This window comes from Mucilaginibacter sp. P2_A4, from assembly GCF_056405015.1.
Genome location: NZ_JBFUCX010000019.1, coordinates 97,293 through 118,812 on the forward strand (window position 1 = coordinate 97,293; position 21,520 = coordinate 118,812).

Annotated in this window: 22 protein-coding genes; 12 read left to right on the plus strand and 10 right to left on the minus strand. The window is 42.5% G+C overall.

Annotated elements, in window-relative coordinates; genetic code table 11:
- Positions 1–110: 110 nt before the first annotated feature.
- From AC1DYB_RS26825 to AC1DYB_RS26840, 4 genes are read left to right on the plus strand one after another with little or no spacing between them, the layout of a single operon-like run.
- Complete coding sequence (locus tag AC1DYB_RS26825; RefSeq protein ID WP_477439551.1) at positions 111–1,343, plus strand: acyltransferase family protein; 1,233 nt, start codon at positions 111–113, stop codon at positions 1,341–1,343.
- A 9-nt stretch (positions 1,344–1,352) separates the two neighbouring features.
- The gene (locus AC1DYB_RS26830; protein ID WP_477439553.1) at positions 1,353–2,687 is read left to right on the plus strand and encodes an acetylxylan esterase; all 1,335 of its coding nucleotides are present in this window, start codon (positions 1,353–1,355) and stop codon (positions 2,685–2,687) included.
- 9 nt (positions 2,688–2,696) lie between these two features.
- A complete protein-coding gene (locus tag AC1DYB_RS26835) occupies positions 2,697–3,563 on the plus strand; it encodes a hypothetical protein (RefSeq protein WP_477439555.1) in 867 nt (288 codons plus the stop codon).
- Positions 3,564–3,596: 33 nt separating this feature from the next.
- A complete protein-coding gene (locus AC1DYB_RS26840) occupies positions 3,597–4,907 on the plus strand; it encodes an acetylxylan esterase (protein ID WP_477439557.1) in 1,311 nt (436 codons plus the stop codon).
- A gap of 215 nt (positions 4,908–5,122) precedes the next feature.
- Here the strand turns inward: AC1DYB_RS26840 and AC1DYB_RS26845 are convergent, their stop codons facing one another.
- Positions 5,123–5,602, minus strand: a complete 480-nt coding sequence (locus AC1DYB_RS26845) for a hypothetical protein (protein WP_477439559.1) — start codon at positions 5,600–5,602, stop codon at positions 5,123–5,125.
- A 377-nt stretch (positions 5,603–5,979) separates the two neighbouring features.
- Positions 5,980–7,716, minus strand: coding sequence for a thiamine pyrophosphate-dependent enzyme (locus AC1DYB_RS26850; RefSeq protein WP_477439561.1), 1,737 nt, complete (start codon positions 7,714–7,716; stop codon positions 5,980–5,982).
- 87 nt (positions 7,717–7,803) lie between these two features.
- Between AC1DYB_RS26850 and AC1DYB_RS26855 the strand changes: the two genes are divergently transcribed.
- Together AC1DYB_RS26855 and AC1DYB_RS26860 are read left to right on the plus strand one after the other, a co-directional pair.
- Complete coding sequence (locus tag AC1DYB_RS26855) at positions 7,804–8,121, plus strand: hypothetical protein (protein WP_477439563.1); 318 nt, start codon at positions 7,804–7,806, stop codon at positions 8,119–8,121.
- A gap of 123 nt (positions 8,122–8,244) precedes the next feature.
- Positions 8,245–8,640, plus strand: a complete 396-nt coding sequence (locus tag AC1DYB_RS26860; protein ID WP_477439565.1) for an energy transducer TonB — start codon at positions 8,245–8,247, stop codon at positions 8,638–8,640.
- Positions 8,641–9,156: 516 nt separating this feature from the next.
- Here AC1DYB_RS26860 and AC1DYB_RS26865 read toward each other — a convergent pair.
- From AC1DYB_RS26865 to AC1DYB_RS26890, 6 genes are all read right to left on the minus strand, one after another.
- Positions 9,157–10,071: a helix-turn-helix domain-containing protein gene (locus AC1DYB_RS26865; RefSeq protein WP_477439567.1), complete on the minus strand. Its 915-nt coding sequence runs from the start codon at positions 10,069–10,071 to the stop codon at positions 9,157–9,159.
- A gap of 18 nt (positions 10,072–10,089) precedes the next feature.
- A complete protein-coding gene (gene ispG / locus AC1DYB_RS26870; protein WP_477439569.1) occupies positions 10,090–12,153 on the minus strand; it encodes a (E)-4-hydroxy-3-methylbut-2-enyl-diphosphate synthase in 2,064 nt (687 codons plus the stop codon).
- A gap of 188 nt (positions 12,154–12,341) precedes the next feature.
- On the minus strand, positions 12,342–12,536 hold the full coding sequence (locus AC1DYB_RS26875) for a DUF2683 family protein (protein ID WP_477439571.1): 195 nt from the start codon (positions 12,534–12,536) through the stop codon (positions 12,342–12,344).
- A gap of 25 nt (positions 12,537–12,561) precedes the next feature.
- Complete coding sequence (locus AC1DYB_RS26880) at positions 12,562–13,173, minus strand: RDD family protein (protein WP_295714463.1); 612 nt, start codon at positions 13,171–13,173, stop codon at positions 12,562–12,564.
- Between the two features lie 263 nt (positions 13,174–13,436).
- Positions 13,437–14,432 carry an MBL fold metallo-hydrolase gene (locus AC1DYB_RS26885; protein WP_477439573.1) on the minus strand — a complete coding sequence of 332 codons (996 nt, stop codon included), beginning with the start codon at positions 14,430–14,432 and terminating at the stop codon, positions 13,437–13,439.
- Positions 14,433–14,687: 255 nt separating this feature from the next.
- The gene (locus tag AC1DYB_RS26890; protein WP_477439575.1) at positions 14,688–15,155 is read right to left on the minus strand and encodes a putative quinol monooxygenase; all 468 of its coding nucleotides are present in this window, start codon (positions 15,153–15,155) and stop codon (positions 14,688–14,690) included.
- A gap of 128 nt (positions 15,156–15,283) precedes the next feature.
- Between AC1DYB_RS26890 and AC1DYB_RS26895 the strand changes: the two genes are divergently transcribed.
- The 4 genes from AC1DYB_RS26895 (at position 15,284) to AC1DYB_RS26910 (ending at position 17,768) form a co-directional block, all read left to right on the plus strand.
- A complete protein-coding gene (locus tag AC1DYB_RS26895; protein ID WP_477396876.1) occupies positions 15,284–15,853 on the plus strand; it encodes a pentapeptide repeat-containing protein in 570 nt (189 codons plus the stop codon).
- A 46-nt stretch (positions 15,854–15,899) separates the two neighbouring features.
- Entirely contained in the window at positions 15,900–16,607 is a 708-nt protein-coding gene (locus AC1DYB_RS26900) for a M23 family metallopeptidase (protein WP_477439577.1), read from the plus strand.
- Positions 16,604–17,365, plus strand: coding sequence for a DUF4846 domain-containing protein (locus tag AC1DYB_RS26905; RefSeq protein WP_477439579.1), 762 nt, complete (start codon positions 16,604–16,606; stop codon positions 17,363–17,365). The genes AC1DYB_RS26900 and AC1DYB_RS26905 overlap by 4 nt, the downstream gene beginning before the upstream one ends.
- Before the next feature lie 121 nt (positions 17,366–17,486).
- Positions 17,487–17,768 (plus strand): hypothetical protein, encoded by a 282-nt coding sequence (locus AC1DYB_RS26910; RefSeq protein WP_477439581.1) that lies wholly within the window; start codon positions 17,487–17,489, stop codon positions 17,766–17,768.
- 45 nt (positions 17,769–17,813) lie between these two features.
- Here the strand turns inward: AC1DYB_RS26910 and AC1DYB_RS26915 are convergent, their stop codons facing one another.
- A complete protein-coding gene (locus AC1DYB_RS26915; protein WP_477439583.1) occupies positions 17,814–18,320 on the minus strand; it encodes a DMP19 family protein in 507 nt (168 codons plus the stop codon).
- Positions 18,321–18,331: 11 nt separating this feature from the next.
- A complete protein-coding gene (locus tag AC1DYB_RS26920; protein ID WP_477396867.1) occupies positions 18,332–19,351 on the minus strand; it encodes an aldo/keto reductase in 1,020 nt (339 codons plus the stop codon).
- 121 nt (positions 19,352–19,472) lie between these two features.
- Between AC1DYB_RS26920 and AC1DYB_RS26925 the strand changes: the two genes are divergently transcribed.
- Positions 19,473–19,799 (plus strand): hypothetical protein, encoded by a 327-nt coding sequence (locus tag AC1DYB_RS26925; protein ID WP_295714487.1) that lies wholly within the window; start codon positions 19,473–19,475, stop codon positions 19,797–19,799.
- Between the two features lie 42 nt (positions 19,800–19,841).
- The gene (locus AC1DYB_RS26930) at positions 19,842–21,470 is read left to right on the plus strand and encodes a mechanosensitive ion channel family protein (protein WP_477439585.1); all 1,629 of its coding nucleotides are present in this window, start codon (positions 19,842–19,844) and stop codon (positions 21,468–21,470) included.
- The last annotated feature ends 50 nt before the right edge of the window (positions 21,471–21,520 follow it).

A 21,520-nucleotide genomic window follows, 5' to 3' on the forward strand; every position in this document is an offset into this window, starting at 1 on the left:
GAAAAACTTATTCCCCGCTTAGTCCGTTTAAGGGCATTGTAACCTTTGGTATTAGTTTTGTTAACTTATGGTTGAAAAAACTGATTGAATTTTCTAATTTTATAATTATTTTGTCACAAAGAGCGCAACAAAATTATATTCCGGCCTTAACTGGCGTACGTGCAATGGCTGCCTACCTGGTGTTCATATCGCACTTTGCTTACGTTTTTGATGAAAAATTTCCTCACTCTGTGCAACGCTTTTTTAATGAGTTCCACATCGGGGTTACTATTTTCTTTGTGCTTTCTGGCTTTTTAATCGCTTTCCGTTATTTCGATAGTTTTAAACTTACTAAAAACTGGTTTAAGCAATACCTAAAAAATAGGGTGGCCCGTATTTACCCCATGTACGCTATTTTAACCATTGGGGCTTTCATCGCCTATTACTTTACCAATAACCAAATAGTTACCGCCGGGCACAACCCTATTGTGATGTTTTTGATGAACATTGTTTTTTTAAGGGGCTTTTTTGATCAGTTTAAATTTACGGGAATTGCACAGGGCTGGTCGCTCACGGTAGAGGAATGCTTTTACTTTTCGGCACCGTTTATTTTCCTGGTGGCCACCAAATACAAAAAGTTTTATATCCAACCCATTGCGGTTACCGGTTTAGGCGCGGTACTGGTATTGATATGCAGTCATGTAAACTGGTATGGCTTTTTCGGCAACTTTACATTTATGATGCTTTACACCTTTTTGGGCAGGTGTTTTGAGTTTTTTGCCGGGATACAGCTGGCGCTCATTGTGCGCAAACAAAAACTGGATGGGAGCAGTAAGAAGAAATTTACCTACCTGGGTTTTTTCATGATCTTCTTCTGCGTTTGGATCATGTCTACCCTACCTATCCCTGCCGGGCAGGAAGCTGGTTTACATAACCCATTTGGCATCATCACCAATAATTACTTGCTGGCTTTATCAATTGCGCTGTTCTTTTACGGCATACTTACCGAAACCACCGTACTTAAAAAAATATTGGCCAACCCGCTTGTGGAGTTGCTGGGCAAAAGCTCCTACATATTTTACCTGGTACACCTGGGTTACATGTATAACTTTTTGCATTATAGTTTTAACTGGCTAAATGATTACACATTTGAGCTTTATGATAAGTGGGGGCTTAACTGGCACTCGCCCTTTGAGTACGATAGTTTAAACCTTCTGTACGCTTTTCTCGTTTTAAATGTAATATCAATCACTTTGTTTAAACTTATTGAGGAGCCGCTCAACCATTATATTCGCAGATCAGATTTCCTGATCAGGAATAAGCGGTATAATCCCGAAAATGAGTCGGCAAAGATCAGTGCATAATCATTATTTATGGCGATCAATTTAAAAAAATACATACTCGTTGCTTTGGCAATAACCGCCTTTCAGCAGGCTTTTGCTCAGCATGATTCTCCGAAGGTTAAAGCCCCGGCAGTAGTTAAAGAAGATGAGGGAACTGTATCAACCGTATTAAACATCAATAATAAAGAAGGCATTTTTAGTTCAACCGCATCATTTACTTTTGATGTTAAAAACACTTATGATACCGAGCAGACGGGCACCATATCATACGTGCTTACCGACGAAAAAGGTGTAAAAGTTAAAGCCCTGAATAAAACGGTAAAAATTGGCAGGAACAGCGATGAGCGCTACAATTTTGAGATACCAACATTAAAAACTGGGTTTTATAAGCTGAATATGATGATCAACGTATCTGATTATGATGATACTACCCGCCGCGCTTTTGGTATCAGGGCCGATGATATTAAGTCGGCTTACCCAAAACCAGCAGATTTTGACAGCTTTTGGAAAACAGCCAAAGCCGAACTGGCCAAAGTAAAACCTCAGTTTAAAGTAACCGAGCAGCCATCGCAAAACACCGATAACCGCCGGGTTTTCCTTATCGAGATGAAATCATTAGACAACCTCACCATCCGCGGATGGATGACCTTGCCTAAAACAAGCAACAAAAGCAAAAAATTTTCGGTACTGTTAGGCTTGCCGGGTTACCAGGTGGTGCTTAAGCCCATTGTTGGTAAAGATGATGACCTGGCTATCATCACCCTCAATACCCGCGGCCAGGGTAACAGCCGCGATGTGATCCATACCGAACGCGATGCCTTTATCTCCTATAACATTGAGGATAAAAACAAATATGTAATGCGTGGCGTAATTATGGATTGCATACGTGCCGTTGATTTTATTTACTCGCGCCCCGAGTTAAGGCATGACCAGATCCTGGCCACAGGCGGTAGTATGGGCGGGTATCTGGCTATAGCGCTTGCTGGGTTAGATAACAGGATAACTATCTGCTCGGCACAAAACCCCATTTTAAGCGACGTACACAACCTGGTGGGCACCACTGAATGGCCTATGAACGATATCAGAAAATATGTTGCCGGAAAGCCCGATGTAATATTCGACCAGGTTTTACACAACATGGAATATTACGATACCAAAAACTTTGCTACAGATGTTAAATGCCCTACACTGCTGGGCTTAGGCCTGCTTGATCCGTATGTACCACCCAGCAATGGCTATGCTGTTTATAACTCTTTAAATACCGATAAAAAAGTGATGGTTTATAAAGACCTGGGGCACGAGGTGAGTCAGAAATATAAAGATTATGAAGGCAGCTGGATGCGCGACACCTTTGGCTTATTTTAACCTACACCTATGAATAAAACTATGACCATTAATAAAACCTTATCCAAATACCTGTTTGCCGCTGTTATACTGCTAACGTTAACGCATAACAACAGTTTTGCCGATGGCTTCCCCGTTAGACCGGGCAGGTTCTCCTTATCACCATCAGCAAGTTACTTTTTTGCCAACAAGCAATGGGATAGCGTAAGCCATAAAAAAGCTTTTGATGATGGAGGTCGTTTCCAATCATTCAGCTATTCACTATACTCAGAATATGGCTTGAGCCGTAAGTTTACGCTCTCGGCTTTGGTGCCTTTCATTATGAACGATTTCCGGACCAACACCAATGGCAGCTTTAAAAGCTCGGGGTTCCAGGATATAGAAATTGGTGTAAAATACTACCTGGCCAATATTAATTACAAATACTATTTCAGCATAAAAGCATCGGGTATTATACCAGCATACACCAATACAAACCTTGGCTATCAGCAAGCCGGTGCCGAACTTAAGCTGGCCTTTGCAGGCAGCGGGCATTTATTTGGCAAGCAAAGTTATTTTGTTTTAGAAAACGGCGTACGTGAATATTTTGGAACCGAATCTGTTTTTCAGGATAGATATAATGCAACCTACGGTTTAACACTGGATAAAAACTTTCATGAGCAAGTATCAGTAAGCGTCGGCGGTTTTTATGCAACCAGCCAAAACAAGCAGTTTGATTTAACAAACCCCAATAACAGTAAAAACTTTGCCTTTAACCAGGTATCGCTAAGTTACGGGCATGCATTCAGTAAAAGCTTATCGCTGTTTTTAACCGGCGGCACTTTTATCACCGGCCGTAATACAGGCGCGGGCAGCAGTGCCTCCGTATCATTAAACTACCGTATTGATACCAGGTAAGCTGGTATTGATTACCTATCACAATAAAATATCATGACCAGCCTAAAACCTTACATCACTGTACTTGGCTTAACCTGCCTTTTAATTATCAACCGGGCCGACGGCAAAACTCCCGTTCATAAAATTGATGACGAAGTTTCAACCACGCTTATTGCAGGCAGTAAAGATGCCATTTTCAGCAGCCGGGCCAGCTATACATTTAATGTAAAAAATGCAACGGATGCCCCGCAAACTGGCACGGTATCATATATTGCTACCACCCCTGCCGGCGTTACTGTGGCCAAAGAAACAAGGCAGGTAAAATTATCAAAGCACAGCAGCGCGGGTTATGATTTTACAATACCAGCCCAAAAACCAGGGTTTTATAAAATAAATTTCATGGTGAACGTATCTGATTATGACGATACTACCCGCCGCGTTTTTGGCATCCGGCCAGATGAGATCCAGTCGGAGCACGGTCGTCCGGTTGATTTTGACAGCTTTTGGCAAAGCACCAAAGCCGAATTAGCAGCGGTTAAGCCCGATTTTAAAATGATCGAAAAGACCGATCAATCGACAGAGAACCGCAGGGTATACCTCATCGAGATGAAATCATTGGATAATATTACTGTTCGCGGCTGGCTTACTATCCCAAAAACAACGGTTAAAAATAAACGGTTCACCACGTTTTTAGCTTTGCCCGGTTACCAGGTTGATTTAAAGCCCATGCTGGGTCAGGATGATGACATTGCCATACTTGCCCTTAACGTACGCGGGCAAGGCAACAGCCGCGACGTGATACACCCTAAAAGACTGGAATTTATCAGCCTTAATGTAGAGGACAAAAACAAATATGTGCTTCGCGGCGCCATTATGGATTGTATCCGTGCGATTGATTTCATCAACTCGCGCCCGGAGCTTGATCCCAAACGCGTTGAAGTATCAGGTGGCAGTATGGGTGGTTTCCTGGCGGCGGCCGTAGCCGGCCTGGATAGTCGCGCCCAACTCATCTCCTCACAAAACCCCATCCTCAGCGATATCCGTAACCTTACCGACCAGGACGATTGGCCGATGTATGACCTGCGGAAGTACGCCGGCGAAAAGGGATATAAATTTGATAAGATCCTGGACAACCTGGATTACTTCGATATCAAGAACTTTGCCCAGAATATACAAACCCCTATCCTTTTAGGCATCGGCCTGCTTGATCACCTGGCGCCACCCAACAACGAGTACGCCTTCTACAACCTCATCAACAAAAAATACCGCGACATCATGGTTTTTAAAGACCTTGGCCACGAAGTACCCATGGTTTATGTTCTTGAAGAAGGACATAGGATGAGGGACAAGTTTGGGTTGTTTTAGGATTTAATAGCTATATTAATACCATCATTATAGTAAGTCTGTTTTAGAATCTGAAGAAGAAACGTTTAAAAAGTTTGTCATCCTGAACGCAGTGAAGGATCTATTCGCAGACTTTACTGGGCGAAGAAGCACTTCATGAGCCAACTGCAGCCCAACACAACCGGACGGACGGACAAAACAATTTTCCGCTCCAACTTGCAGATGCCTGCCTTGATTTATTTTTGACTATATAATTCAAATTCTTCACTAAAGGATTCGCCTACTTTTGTTGCCTGCGAATTATTAAATTCTATCAAGAATCTATATCTGTAATTAAAGATATTTACTGAAGAATTTCGCAATAATAAATCTTTTTTAGTCCATTTCAGTTGGTATTTTACAATGGCTTCGCCATTCGCCTTTAATTCCTCAAAACGCAGTATCTCAGATTTTGGAATGCTGATATTAGGAATGAATGTAACCCATCCATCTTTTTTTTTAATTTGTTGTTCAACTACGAACCATAAGCGTCTTTTTGATCTATTTTTTATTGACAGATTTATCTTATCGGTTTCTAAATACCTTTTTTGGGGAGTCACGATATGAATCTCCATTAAGCTGTCCCCATTACTCACCTGAGCAAAAGAGTTAAAGGAGAAACTTATCGCTATAATTAATGAAAACAGTGTTTTTGTTTTAAAATTTTGTCCTTCCACGTGTCGAACTTTATAGTATTTAACCGTCCCCTGGTGTGATGGTTTATTCCGACAGTGGACTCTTTTAGTTTTTAAATATAGTTAATAATAACTTGCTGTTTTTTATGAACTACGCCGCTACCGCAATGGTCCACCCTTTGTAGAAACTTTTTTTTGCAAACACGTCATTGCGAGGTACGAAGTAATCTCTATACTATACAGAGCGAACAAACAGGTGTTAAACTTTTGAGGCGGACCTGCCTGTGTAGAGATTGCTTCGTACCTCGCAATGACGGGTATAGAAGATGCTTCGCTATTTTGAACCTTTTACCTTTTACCTTTCACCCCTTTACCTTTCACCTTTCACCTTTTACCTTTCACCTTTCACCTTCCCCCTCCTACAACAAATCCTTCAGGTGCTTATAATTAGCTTTAACGGTATCTAACACCTCGTCCATATGTCCGTTGAGCATGAGTTTGGTCATTGATACGGCCATGCCTGCAACTTGTTTAAGTTCTATTTTGGGTGGCATGGCCAGCGCGTTAGGATCTGTGAATATGTTGAGCAATGCAGGACCGTTAAAAGCCAGGGCATCGCTGATAGCCTGCTTTACCTGGCTGGGCTCTGTAACGTTGATGCCTTTAATACCCATGGCCTGGGCAACCAGCGCAAAGTCGGGATTATACATGTCTGTCTGCCAATCGGGCAGGCCGGCCACTTCCATTTCCAGCTTTACCATTCCTAATGAGCGGTTATTAAAAACGATAATCTTGACAGGTAATTTGTATTGAACGATAGTTGCCAGGTCGCCCAGCATCATTGATAAACCTCCATCCCCACAAAGCGCGATAACCTGCTGCCCGGGGCGTGCCAGGGCTGCACCAATAGCCTGCGGCATGGCATTAGCCATGGATCCATGATTAAAAGAACCTATCATTTTGCGCTTACCCGTAGCGTTAATATAGCGGGATCCCCATACGCATGACATACCTGTATCTACCGTAAATATGGCATCATCGGCGGCAAACTTATCCAGTATGCTGGCCACATGCTCGGGGTGGATCTTATCGGTTTCCCCGCTATCGCTAACATAGGTTTGCATTTTATCCTTTACATCAGCGTAAATTTTTAACTGCGCCTTAAGAAAGCTGTCGTCTTCTTTTTGGCTAACCAATGGCAGCAGGGCGGTAAGGGTATCTTTTATGGTTCCGCATAAACCTACATCAACTTTGGCCCTGCGCCCAATGCGCTCTGGTTTGGTATCAACCTGCACAATTTTGCAATCGCCGGGCATAAATGGCGTATATGGAAAATCGGTACCCAAAAGAATCAGCAGGTCCGACTCATGCATACTATGATAGGCCGATGGTAGACCCAGCAAGCCGGTCATACCCACTTCGTTAGGGTTATCATATTGAATATCCATCTTGGCCCTAAAAGAGTAAGCTACCGTTGCCTGCAGCTTTTGCGATAGTGCGACTACTTCGTCATGGGCGTCGGCCGCGCCAATACCACAAAATATGGTGATCTTATAAAACTGGTTAAACATTGAGGCCAGTTGCTGCAAATCTGCATCATTTGGCCTGATAACCGGGATAGGATTAAAGTTTTGAGTGGCAGAATCTATTTCAACGGCATCCATGCTCGTTACATCGCCTGGCAAGCCAATTACCGCGACACCCTTTTGATGTATTGCGCTTTGTATCGCAGCCTGCAGCATCCGCGGCAATTGCCGGGGCGTAGTAGCTACCTGATTATAGTAACTGCAATCTTCAAATAGCTTAATGGTATTGGTTTCCTGGAAATAGCCGGTACCAAACTCAAAGCTGGCTATAGTTGAGGCGATGGCAATAACCGGCGCACCTGAACGATGTGCATCATACAAACCATTAACGAGATGTACATGACCCGGCCCGCTGCTGCCAGCACAACAGGCAAGACCGTTCAACTGTGCCTCGGCACCTGCGGCATAAGCCCCGGCTTCCTCGTGCCTCACGTGGATCCATTGAATACTTTCTTCGCGCCTTACCGCGTCATTTACCTCGTTCAGGCTGTCGCCCGTAACCGCGTATATTCTTTTTATACCGGCATTTACCAGCATCTCTACCAGTTGGTCTGCAACTTTCTTTGCCATGTTGTTTTGGTTATTGTTATAAACCAAACCCGGTATTGCTATAAGAGTTTTTAAAATTGTAAATTGCTTCGTCAAATAATCAAACCCATGGGACGCATAGTAATAGTAGCTTACAAACCCAAACCCGGCAAAGGCGAAGCGCTAAAGGAATTGACCAAAACGCACGTACCCCGCCTAAAGGCAGAAGGGTTGGTAACTGACCGTGAAGCAATAATTATGGAAGCTGCTGATGGCACTATAGTAGAAGTTTTTGAGTGGCTATCTGCCGAAGCTATACAACAAGCTCACCAAAACAAAGTAGTGCACCAGCTGTGGGCAGAATACGCCGAACTATGCGATTATGTAAACCTTAGCAGCCTCGCCGAAGCTGGTAACATGTTTGCAGAGTTTAATAGTGTGGATTAACCTATCTATTAAAATGCATCATGCTTTTATTAACATACGGCCACAACAAAGCTGTTATCTCGTTGTTATTGGGTTTCCGTATTTACAAACAACATCGATATCATCAAACAAATATTACATACCATGAAATTTAAACTTGTACTAATTGGGGTAATTTTTACCTTTTGCGGGTCGGAACTGCGGGCGCTGGTCCAAACAAAAAAAGATACGGCCAACACAGCGGTTTCTGCGCCGCGTAATGAAGTATTACCGGAGTTTCCGGGAGGGCAGGGAAAACTTGCTGAGTTTATCAAATCAAAACTGCACCCGGTAAAAGGATTAGCCGGAAAAAAAGTAGTCGTTTATTTTGTGGTGGAAAAGAGCGGCAAACTAAACCACGTTAAAGTTATAAAAGGACTTACTCCCGAAGCGAACAAAGAAGCGGTACGGGTTATTAAGCTTTCGCCAAAGTGGAAACCAGGTTCGCTAAACGGTGTTATCCGCAGAGCATCCTTCAGCGCACCGGTTGTTTTTATTTAGCAAAGTATGGAAAGCTAAAAAGGCAAACTTGTAGTAAGTCTGCCTTTTTTTCATATGTCCATATATAGCGAAGCCTGCAAAGGCTGGTAGTTTTTATATTAAATTAACCGCTGAAAGAATAATATTTTCTTTGGGTCAACAAAATTTCGGTGTTTCCGATGGGTGCAAAATAACGATGCATTTGCGATTGTAACCTACCCCAAAGTAATCCACTACTTCATAGTATTTGTTTAAATATATAATTTGCGTTTAGTCGAATCCTTAAATTAATTACCTGTAAATGATGGTCAAAATTTGATAGGTTTCGAAGTAAATTTGTAGTAACCTACTTTTTATTAACTCGATGCTTTGCTTTTTCATGTCCCTTGTGTTGATTTGATACATCAAAGGTACGGTCGATATGGAGGCCCATCAATCTCAATAAATCGGTTTTAACAACCAATTTTTCCGAATGGATATTATTACCGTCAGGCAATAGTCATAACGGGGGTTTTGAACTTTAAAACAGGAATATTTTTATTGAAGTTGCTTAAACTCCGAAGGATTATTACCGGCAAAGCGTTTGAAAAAACGACTGAAGTGCGAGCTATTGTCGAAGTTTAATCGCTCGGCAATTTCCTTAATACTCAGGCCCGATGACGATAACAGGTATTGTGCTTCCAGGTACAGGCGGTTGTGGATAACATGCAAGGCATTTTGCCCGGTTTCGCCCTTTACTATCTCGGTTAAATACTTGGCAGATATAAATAAGGCATCCGCGTACTCCTGTACCGTTTTAAGGGTTAAAAACTGATCTTCTACCAATTTTTTAAACTTGTAAACCAATTGATACTGCTTACTTAAATGGCGGGTGGAGTGTAGCAAACAATTTTCGCAGGCGCGGTTCATTTCATACAGCAGATCTGTGAGTAACAGCCTGAGTATCTGCAAATGGAAAGCACCTTTTTCCCGGCTTTCGTCGCTCATTTTTTCGTAAAGCGATTTTAGGGATGCACAACTTTTTTGCGAGAGGCCATATATTGGCGGATACTCGGGGTTTACCTCCAACAGATTATTCAGAATGTTTTCTTTAAGAAGATTATTGAGCAGGAACTCCTTTTTAAACATTACCTGGTACAACAGCAGATCGGCAGAAGCATCTTCAAAAGAAGTGATAAATGCAGGCGACACCAAATGAATAGAATTTGGATAAACCTCAAATACAAAATGCCCGATTGTTTTTTTACAACTGCCCCTAAGGCATAAAATAACTGAGTAGTAATCTGTTTTAATAGGTAAACCGTGTGTTAAACCCGGCTCGTTGCTTACTACAGCAAAGTCATCCTGGTTCCAGCCATCATTAACAATTCCAAAATCAGCGTTATTATTAACCAATTCCAGGTGCCGTTTAAGGGTTAAGGGAATGGTTGAAACAGTGATCTTGTCGCTCATAAATTATGGTTTGCCCAATTATTCCTGCTCTATCCAGTTACCATCTTCTTTAATGATACCAATCAGTTCATCAAGCGCGTTGGCCGCGCTAATGTTTTTCTTCACTGCTTCTTTACCACGGTAAAGGGTGATCTTATCGGTACCAGAGCCTACGTAACCATAATCGGCATCGGCCATTTCGCCGGGACCATTTACAATACAGCCCATAATACCAATCTTCAGGCCTTTTAAGTGACTTGTACGGCTGCGGATCATCTGCGTAGTGATCATCAGATCAAACAAAGTACGCCCACAACTTGGGCAGCTGATATATTCTGTTTTGGAAATGCGCGAACGCGTAGCCTGCAAAATGCCAAATGCGGTAGAAGTAATGATGTTGGATGGAAGTTCGGGCGCATCAATCCAGATGCCATCGCCAAAACCATCAACCAGCAAAGCACCTAAATCGGTAGCTGCGTACAGTTGTAGTTTAGTAGTGAGGTTCGTTGTGTTTTGTCCATGATCCATAGTCGATGGACCATGCTCGCTTTCAAACTTATAGCTTCTTTTCACTATCACCGGTACATCTAGCCCCAGCTCTTCCAGTTTAAAGAAAAATGCACGCTGATCGGCCATGCCATTAAGCGCGTTTGTTTCCAGTACAAATACCAGCGAATGATCAAAAGGCAATGCGCCAAACTCGTCCGAATCAATATCGGCAGGTAATATCCTAACCAGGTTTAATGTGGATGTATGATCTGTTGCCTCAATATATTCCTTTAGCGTGAATAGCGGATGACAGTTGGTTTTATCGGCTAGCTTTTGCCAGGTGTTAAAATTATAAAGCTGCTTTAAGTTACCGGGTAGGTTAAACGATGGCAATTCATCGGCCAGGTAAACAAAATCAACCGACTGCTCGGCCATGTTGTATTTATCCAGCAACGGAGAGTACAGGTATCCGGCATCAGCCAAAATAGATGGATCCTTCAGGTTCTTTTCCGATAGATCGATCACTACCCTGGGTACCATATGGCCACCAATGAAAGCATTAGCCTCGTAGGTATGGCGTTTTTTGTATTCGTAAGGGTTGTGGATTGCGGGTTGCGAGGTGCTCGTCTCGGGTGTGCTTTGCCCATAGTTCATAGCCAATCCCGCAAGCTCTTCTTGACTCTTGATTCTTGACTCCTGATTCTTTCTTTCCGTGTAACGGCGAACTAATTCAATAGCCACCGGTGCTTCGGCTTCGGGTTCTTCGGTTAAAGAAACGCGAACTGTATCGCCCAGGCCATCTTCTAACAAAGTACCTATGCCTACTGCTGATTTGATGCGACCATCCTCTCCATCGCCGGCCTCGGTTACGCCAAGGTGCAGCGGGTAGTTCATACCTTCGGCAACCATGGTTTCAACCAGTAAACGGTATGCCTGCACCATTACCTGCGGATTGCTCGATTTCATGCTGATCACCAGGTTATAGTAGTTCAGCGCCTCGCACATCCGCATAAACTCCATAGCCGATTCAACCATACCTTGCGGGGTATCGCCATAGCGGCTCATGATCCTGTCGCTCAGCGAACCATGGTTGGTACCAATGCGCATTGCGGTGCCATATTCTTTACAGATGTTTACTAATGGCGCAAATTTCTGGTAAATGCGGTCCAGTTCGCCCTGATATTCCAGGTCGGTATAATCTATCTGGTCAAATTTCTTTTTATCGGCGTAGTTGCCGGGGTTTACGCGTACCTTTTCAACAATACGGGCGGCCACTTCGGCTGCGTTTGGCGTAAAGTGAATATCGGCAACCAGGGGTACATTATACCCACGGGCACGAAGCTGCTTTTTAATTTCGGCCAGATTTTTAGCTTCCTTAATGCTGGGCGCGGTAATGCGTACATATTCGCAACCGGCATCAACCATCCGGATAGACTGCTCAACGGTACCCATGGTATCCATAGTATCGGTAGTGGTCATGCTTTGTATGCGGATGGGATTATTACCCCCCATAGGCACATCGCCAATGTTCACCTCGCGGGTAACAAAACGCGAATATTCGGTTAACGAATTACAATAACGGCCTTGCAGTAATTTAACAGCATCAGTATTCATGCAGCGGATAATTAATAAGCTGCAAATTTAATGATTATGTTGGGGATTAAGTTGTTTGGATGTAAATCATCAATTAATAGGCGGTTAATTCTTTTATAGAAACAAGAAGTTCATGTATTTTATTTTGAATACCAACGTTACCAATTTGTCGCCATTCATCAAGATGAATCAAAGCTTTGGGAGTAAAACTACTTCCATAAATTATCAATATCCACCTTAACTCCTTTTCCGACTTTTAAATCTTCTTCTCCCTGAAGAATCATTGCCACAAATTCAGGATCGTACGGCTTCTCTTCTTCAAATGAAATTTTAAATGCTTTCATAAATATTTTTAAAGCATCCAGTTGTTCTTTATTTTGGGGATGTATAATTAACGTTTCCATAATCAAATTTAAGCATCAACCTCCCTCAAAACAACCGTTCCTTAATCACCACTGTACCCGCCATCATATCATGCAGGCATTGCTGCTGCTTGTTAAAAAAGGCTAACAGGTAACCGATAAAAAACGTCATTACCGAAAATATTTTGCAAAGGTTACGGGCTATGGCCTTGCCTGCGCTGATGCGATCTCCATGCATATCTACTACTTTTATTTTAAGCATCTGCTTGCCAAAAGTGGCCTGGCTTGCCGAGCTTTCCATTACAACGTGGTAAATGAATTTGGCGACGGGCACACAGGCCAGCAAGCTAAGGCTAACTACAATACGGTTCTCTTTATCCTGCATAAATACAATCACTACCACAAAAATGATGATCACAAAAACACCGAAAACAATAAACCAATCTAAAAACGAAGCCAGCAACCGCTGATCAAAACTGCCAAAGTATTGCATTAGCAACGGTGGTTTGGCAAAGCCTAAAAGCTCCCTTAGTTCGGCAATTTCCTGGGCTTCTTTGTAATCATCCATTTCGGGAGTTTTCACAAAGTCGCCCGGCTTTATTTTTTTAGCCTTGAGCTCATCCATGCTGAACGGACCTTCGGGTTTGCCATTAATAACTAATATATAGGACTGGGGCATTTGCTTTGGTTTATTGTTGGAATGCTGAACGGGAGAAATGTTACAATATCGGGATTATATAACAAAGTTTGTATGCATGGCGGCTACGACTCACCCCGACCAGGCTTCGCAGGTCGACCCTCTCTTCAACTTCGTTGGAAAGAGGGTCAAAACTTTTTTTGTGCCGAATTTTAAATCCCCTCTATGCGCGAAGCGGAGAGAGGGTGACAAGCGCAGCGATGTCGGGTGAGTCGACTCATCAATTTGAAGGTTTTGGCTCGAGCCTACATAAACCTCTTCCACCACTCAGAATTGTACTCTCCCTTAACCTCGGCAGGTTTGCCAGGCTCAGGTACAAAAAGCTTGATGTTTTTATCTTGGGCTAACTTCTCCAGTCGTTCGGCCGGTTCATACCAGGCATGGGGCGCCAGGTTGAAAGTGCCATAATGTATAGGCATCATCAGTTTGCCTTTTAGAGCGATATGGGCGTTTGAAGCATGATCTGGCCCCATGTGAATATCCGGCCAGAATTTTCCGTAGGCGCCAACTTCAAGCATAGTCAAATCAAACGGACCAAAGGCATCACCAATCTCCGCAAAACTTGGCGACCAGCCAGAATCGGCACCAAAGTAGACATTATGCCTTGGCCCTTTTATTACAAAACTCGCCCATAAGGTTTCATTACGGTTAACTACCCCCCTGCCCGAAAAATGCCTTGCCGGAACCGAGGTTACCACAATATCATTATCTATCATTACGCTATCGCCCCAATCCATCTCAGTTATAAAGTTTTTAACAATCCCCCATTGTTCAAGGTATGTACTTACGCCTACAGAGCAATAGAATGGTATGGTTCTGCCGGCAAAGAATTTTATAGTTTCCTTATCCAGGTGATCATAATGATCATGCGACAGAATAACCGCATCCAAGTGCGGCAGATCATTTAACGCGATGGGCGGTTTAAAAAAGCGCTTAGGCCCGAAGAATTTGGAGAAAGATGCCCTATCACCCCAAACAGGATCCGTAAGGATCCGTTTACCATCAATTTCAATTAATATACTGGAATGGCCTACCCATGTAATGCGCAGGCCGCTTGCAGGCCGTGTATTATAAACGTCCACATCGGTTTTAAAAGGCCCTATTTGATTCTTGGGTGAGTTTTCGGCCTTGTTGCCCATGTACTCCCTCAAAATAGGAATCAGCTTGCCAAAACCGGCTTCATCCGTAGGGATAACGTTGATATATTTTCCAGCCTTTTTGTTTGATCCATCTAAACTCATAAAACAATTATAGTACTAATCTTTATTACGATGTAATTAACGCAATAAAGTTACGTTTGGTTGGACCCATGCTGTTTTTATTTACGCAGGAATGATATTTATTTCGATATAAAGGGATTTATCAGCAATCGTTTCAAACGGATGCCATAATAATAATTACACCTATATTTAATAACCAAGTACCCGCCCCATCGCAAGGATGACCACGCCCCCTTGGTAATGGGTCATGAGACATAAGATGGTACGAGCATACAATTACATGCCCGGCTTTTTTGCAGAACTAATTAGATTTACATCAATAAGTTCTAAAGATTTAACCATGTATTGAACTGCCTCTTTGTATTTCTTAAAATGCGGGGTTTCTATATGTATTTTGTATGCGGCGGTGTCGGCATATATTTCAAGGATGGTGATATGTGAGGGGTTGCTTTTGTCAGCAACAGCGTAATACGTTATCACACCAGGCTCAACACGTACAGCCGTTGCCATTTGTTCTTTTAACGCAGTGTTATATTGTTCCAGCTGCAATGGATCAACTTGAATTTTCGCCAATCTAACCATTTGATTTTTTTGTTGGGCCATAGCTTTTATACTAAAAGAAAGCGTAGCTATACAGATGGTAACAATCCAAATTAGTCCAATTTTACTATTTAACCGCATTTTAATAATGTTTTTAAACGCTTTAATATTATGGAGCGCATTTTCTTTTATAAATATAATCATAAAAATTAAACTGAGGCAAACCACCTTATGTTATAAATTAAACCATCAAAAGCCCAGGTACGAGCAAGGTTTATAAAATCTTTTTTTTGATCGGCCCATAAAATGCCCCGATCTTATAGATTTGCAAAATGCAACACATCGAGGACGAAACTTTTACCAAAACCCCGGCCACACAGCTCACCGGCCGCAACCGCACCTATGAAAACTGTAAATTCATTTCCTGCGATCTCTCCCATGCCAACCTCAATGGTGTAATTTTTATCGATTGCGTGTTTGATGGCTGCAACCTGGCCCTTGCCGATGCAGGCGATACCGGTTTTCAGAACATCCAATTTAAGCACTGCAAACTCGTTGGATTGAACTTTGGCAAGGCCCGCGATTTTTTGTTTGAAGTACATTTTGAAGGCTGCATTCTTGATAATGCCATCTTTTATAAAAAGAAGAACAAAAAGGCCCTTTTTAAAGATTGCTCCATGACCGAGACAGACCTCACCGAAGCCGACCTCACCGAAGCCAAATTCATCAACTGCAACCTTAACCGGGCTTTTTTTAGCCGCACCATATTGAAAGCTGCCGATCTGCGCAGCTCCTACAATTACACTATCGATCCGGACGATAACATGATTAAAAAAGCCATGTTCTCTATCCACGGTTTGCCTGGCCTGCTGGCTAAATACGATATTAAAATTGAGGGATAATATTCTGAAGTATATTTAGTTATATTTATTCTTCAGGATAAACCTTATGCGAAAAATTGTACTGCTTTTTGGAATGTTAATTGGTGTGCTTGCGGCCCACGCTCAAGACGATAAAGCCATTTGTAACCACATTAACGAACTTAATACTGCCGTACTAAACGGATCGATTAAAAGAGCAGATGCTGCTAAACAATTTAAATTACTAATCCGGCAACTTACTCAAAACAGGCATGTGCCTGAGGCTTTGGATAACTGGGCATTTCCGCTCCGGGGTTATAACTATCATGCCATAGGAGGCAATGGAAGCGGCTATTCCGATAAGGGTTATAATTACCTGGATGGAAACAAACATGCGGCACACCCGGCCCATGACATATTTATTAACGATAAAAACCAGGATTGCATAGACGATAAAACCGGCAAAACTGTTGATGTAGTAGCTGTTGATTATGGCATTGTGATAGCTTGCAGCGATACCTGGCAAACCAACAGCAGCTTACGTGGCGGAAAATATATTTGGATATACGATAATTACGGTGACATTACCTATTACGCCCACAACAACAACATTTTTGTAAAGCCCGGCGACGAAGTTAAAGCAGGCCAAAAAATTGCCGAAGTCGGCCGTACCGGCTACAACGCTTATAAAAAACGGTCTCCTACGCATTTGCATTTTTCAGCCTTTAAACTGGTGAATGACTTACCAGTCCCTTTCAATCCCTATCAGCAACTAAAAAAAGCCAAAACATTATGAAAGTTTTTTTAATGCTGATACTGTTTGGGTTGGTAACAGGCCCGGTAAAAACGGATAACGTGGTAACCCGTTTTAAAACGCCTGCAGGTTACCAGCAAAGCCCGGCAGCACCTGGTAGTTTTGGTGCATGGTTACAGGCTTTGCCCCTTAAGCCCTATGGCTCGCAATGTTTAACCTACCAGGGTAAAGTGGCGCGTACAGAAGCCTACACCGCCGGCATTGTGGATATAAGTGTGGGCAAATACGACCTGCAGCAATGTGCCGACGCTGTAATGCGCCTGCGTGGCGAATACCTATATAGCCAAAAGAAATACAAAGATATCTCCTTTAATTTTACCAGTGGTTTCCGCTGCGATTTTGTGCATTATGCAGATGGCTACCGTTATAGTAAAGATCGCTGGATACTAAAAGCAAAAAAGGATTACAGCTATCCTAACTTTTTAAACTATATGACTTTGGTTTTCAGTTATGCAGGTACGCTCTCCCTGCAAAAGGAACTAAAAACTGTTCAAAACCCCAACAACGTTAAAACCGGTGATGTGTTTATAAAAGGAGGTTCGCCGGGGCATTGCTTTATGGTGATGAATGTGGTGGAGAATGCCGCTCATCATAAAAAATTCCTGCTGGCCCAAAGCTATATGCCCGCCCAAAGCATCCAATTGCTGCAATACCAGGAAGATCCCTGGTTTAGCCTTGATGAGCCTGCTTATATCCTGTATGGCGCACTTGTTAGCCCCACTTATTTGAAACAATTTTAGTAAGCCTGCTCATTTATTGCTTTGCATTTTGGGTAGTTTTACCAGGGAGCCGGTTATCCTGATAAAACATTAAAATCCACTTATCCACGGCCGTAGCTAAAACGGCATAAAGATTGCCGTTGTGAATACATTATATTTATTGATATCTATCATGATAGAATTCCTGACCGACGGCCTCCATATTTTTGTTATTGTAATGATTGCGGGCTTCATTATATTTGGCACAATGGCCCTAAACGGAAAGTTTGACCATTGGGATTCCCGCTTTATTCAGAAGTCCCAACACATTTTTAACCGGGTAGGCCGGTATTTTTACAGAAACCGTAAACGGGAAAAGCTCCACAAAAAGGATGATTACGAGGACCGCCGCCATGAGCACCACAGAACGAAGAAAATTGGATGATAAAATTACCAGGTAAATTATAATTATCCAGTTTAAAGGCTACATCTATACTATCCGGGCGAATGCATCAATATTGCTCTCAACATACCCTCTGATGATTTTGGTTTCGTCGTCCATTATTTCATAAAACTCGTTGTCGATACTTTCAAACTCAGGGTACTGTTTATACATATTTGAGAAATCTTCATTAGTATTCAGTTTAAGTAATTCGTCCTTTTTAAGCAAAAAAAAGTGTATGGCTTTATCAACGGTTGCAGCAAGCTTCTCGGCCCCCCAAAGCCGGATGTTATTACTAAATGCTTTATTTAAAATATAACTATGACCATTAAATATCAACTGCAAAAAGCCTCCGTTAACTACCTGCCCATATAAATTGTTAAATAAGATTAGCGTTTGTTGTTTTAGATAAAAAAATCCGGCAATTTCCGAAACATCTCCGGTTTGCATTAAATCATAATACTTGTCAATAAAAAGGAATAAGAAATCCCAGGCATCGTCGCCAGCATTTTCAAGTTCGGCTTTTGTAACAACAGGTAATATTTTTTTAACCATAAATTTTATGCTTACCTTTTTTCTACTCTATCATAAAACCCACCAAAGGAGTTATTTTTAACTGCATCTTCATTAAAAAAGTCGCCCGGAAAACCAAGTTCAATAGCACTGGCGTCACTCAGGCGTTTCATTTGTTCGGCGCTTAGGGTAACATCAACAGCTTTCAGGTTATCCAGCAATTGATTCACTTTGGTAGCACCCACAATCGGGATACATGAAAAATATTGCTGGCGGGTCCAGTTTAGGGCTACATGGCTTTCGGATACTCCCAACTCTCTAGCAATATCCATTCCAACTTTGGTGATGGCTTCACTGCGGGCATCCAGTCTTTTACTTTCTGGCTTTATACGCCCCCTATCGCCTTTTAAGTATTTACCTGTTAATGCTCCACCGGCCAAAGGAGCCCATGGTGTAACCGTCATCCCAAAATGTTTAGCCATCGGGATCAGTTCACGCTCGGCCGTACGGGCCAGCAGACTATACTCCACCTGTAAAGCTATGAACTGGCTCCAGCCCATCAGTTCGGCCATAGTGTTGCCTTTGGCTACCACCCAGGCAGGGGTATCACTTATGGCAGCATAGGTCACCTTGCCTTGCTTTATCAAATCATCCAGGGCACGCAATACTTCATCAATGGGTGTAATGTTATCCCAGATGTGGAGGTACAAAACATCAATAAAATCAGTTTTAAGGCGTTTAAGGCTTTCCTCCACGCTGCGCATCATGTTTTTACGGTTATTGCCGGATGCATTGGGATTAGTTATGTTATCCTTTAGGGTATACTTGGTAGCCAGCACAAAATAATCCCGGTCGTGGTTACTCATATAGTCGCCAATGATCTTCTCGCTGGTACCCAGTTTATACATATTGGCGGTATCCAGGAAATTGCCACCCGCATTGGCGTAGGCATCCATAATATCAAAGCTGGTTGCCGCATCGGCACCCCAGCCGGCTTCGGTACCGAAACCCATTGTACCAAGACATAGTTCAGAAACTTTAAGGCCCGAGCGGCCGAGTAATTTGTAGTTCATAGGTGATGATTTTAATAATAAGCGTAACATATGTCATTGCCGGCGCAGCGTGGCAATGGCATACCTATTTGAAACAATAACAAAAGTGCTTTGTAATATTAAGGAATACAAATGTATTGCCATGAAAATTATAACCCTCCATTCGCCCATTCATATCCATGAATTATTTAACATTTTGCATCACAAGCTTAACCCGCTGTTCAAGGAGTGCAGGCATAGTGATATTTCGTTTACCATAAGCGGAAAAGATGAAGTTCTGGAAATAAGTCAGCCGGATTTATATGAAGGTGTTTTGTTTAGCCTGAGCATACACGGTTCTGAACTGTGGATAACCCGAAATGAGCATTATGTAGATGATGTAAACTCGCTAACCATTGAATCAATCCTGAATAGATTATTTAAGGATGTAGCTGGCAGCCGGGGTACCGACCTGGTGCAGGAGGGCTAAAAAAATGGAATATATTTTTTAGCTTTAGCATAAAAACCACTTATGCGCAATATTTATTACCTGCTGATAATCTTTTTAATAGCATCCGTAACAGTTAGCGCGCAAACTGCCACCAAAGGCAAAATAGTACAGACTATTCCCCCGGGCGAACCGGTAATTATAAACCGCGATACCCTTTTTAAATTTTATGCCGGCCAGGGCTTATTTGAACCGGCAGAAAGAGCTGCCATTGTAACCAAACGCATTGAGGCACTGGTAAACCGGATAGATTTTAACCCCGATTCGCTTACTTTAAAAAATGATTCCACCCTCTCGGTAATCAACTACAACTCGCAAATTGTGCTGGCAGTAAATAATAAGGATGCCACCTATACCGAGTTGAACCGCCCGCAGCTTGCTGCCAGCTATTTAAATATCCTTAAAACAAAGCTGGGCAATTATTTTACAAGCAATAATACACAAACAGTTGTTACCAATATCCTGGAAGCTATTGCAGTTATCGTATTGCTAATAGTGTTGATATGGGCACTTTTTAAGGGTTCGAGATGGGTAAAGCTCAAATTACTTAAGGCCTGGGAAACCCGTATAGATAAGCTGGCGGCACAGGGCGCGCCGGTTGTTTATGCACATCGCCTTTTACCATTAGTTACCGGCTTACTGAGAATAGTGCGGGTTATCATTATCGTTATATTGGTTTACCTGGCGTTGCCGGTGTTGTTTTTTATTTTCCCATCGTCAAAACCTATTGCGGTACAGTTGCTGGGTTATGTGGTAACGCCATTTAAAAGCATTCTGCTGGCTATTGTTCATTATATCCCCAACCTGCTTACCATAACGGTTATTTATATAGTAACCCGTTATATAGTTAAACTGGTAAAATTTATAGCCAATGAAATAGCACAGGGAAACTTTACCATTAATGGTTTTTATGCCGAGTGGGCCCTGCCTACCTATAACATTATCAGGGTGCTGTTATTCGCGTTTATGTTTGTGGTGATCTTCCCTTACCTGCCCGGGTCCGACTCCAAGATTTTCCAGGGGGTTACCGTGTTTTTGGGTATCTTGTTTTCGCTGGGATCTTCATCGGCCATTTCAAATATGGTAGCGGGCATTGTGCTTACCTATATGCGCCCCTACAAAATTGGCGACCGGATAAAAGTAGGTGAAGTTATGGGCGATGTGATAGAGAAAAACTTGTTGGTAACCCGCCTGCGCACCATCAAGAACGAAGATATCACCATACCTAATGCAACTATATTAAGCGGGCATACCGTTAATTACTCAACTGTAGCAAAAACCATGGGGCTGGTATTAAACACTACCATTACTATTGGGTATGATGTGCCCTGGCAAACCGTACATAACCTGCTCATCAGCGCTGCCGAAGCTACAGAAGGTATCATGACCGATAAAAAACCCTTTGTGCTCCAAACCGGGTTGAATGATTTTAATGTGAGTTACCAGCTAAACGCTTACACTGCTTTATCAAACCAAATGGCCGCAATTTATTCCCGTCTGCACCAAAACATACAGGATAAGTTTAACGAAGCCGGCGTGGAGATCATGTCGCCGCATTATACCTCATTGAGAGATGGGAATCATATCCAGATTCCGGATGAGTATGTGGCAGAAGGGTATAGTAAGCCGGGGTTTAAGGTGGAGGGAGAATAGTGATCGTTTCAAAAAAGGACTGTCTTGCTGAGTGATAAAATTTGGCAAAA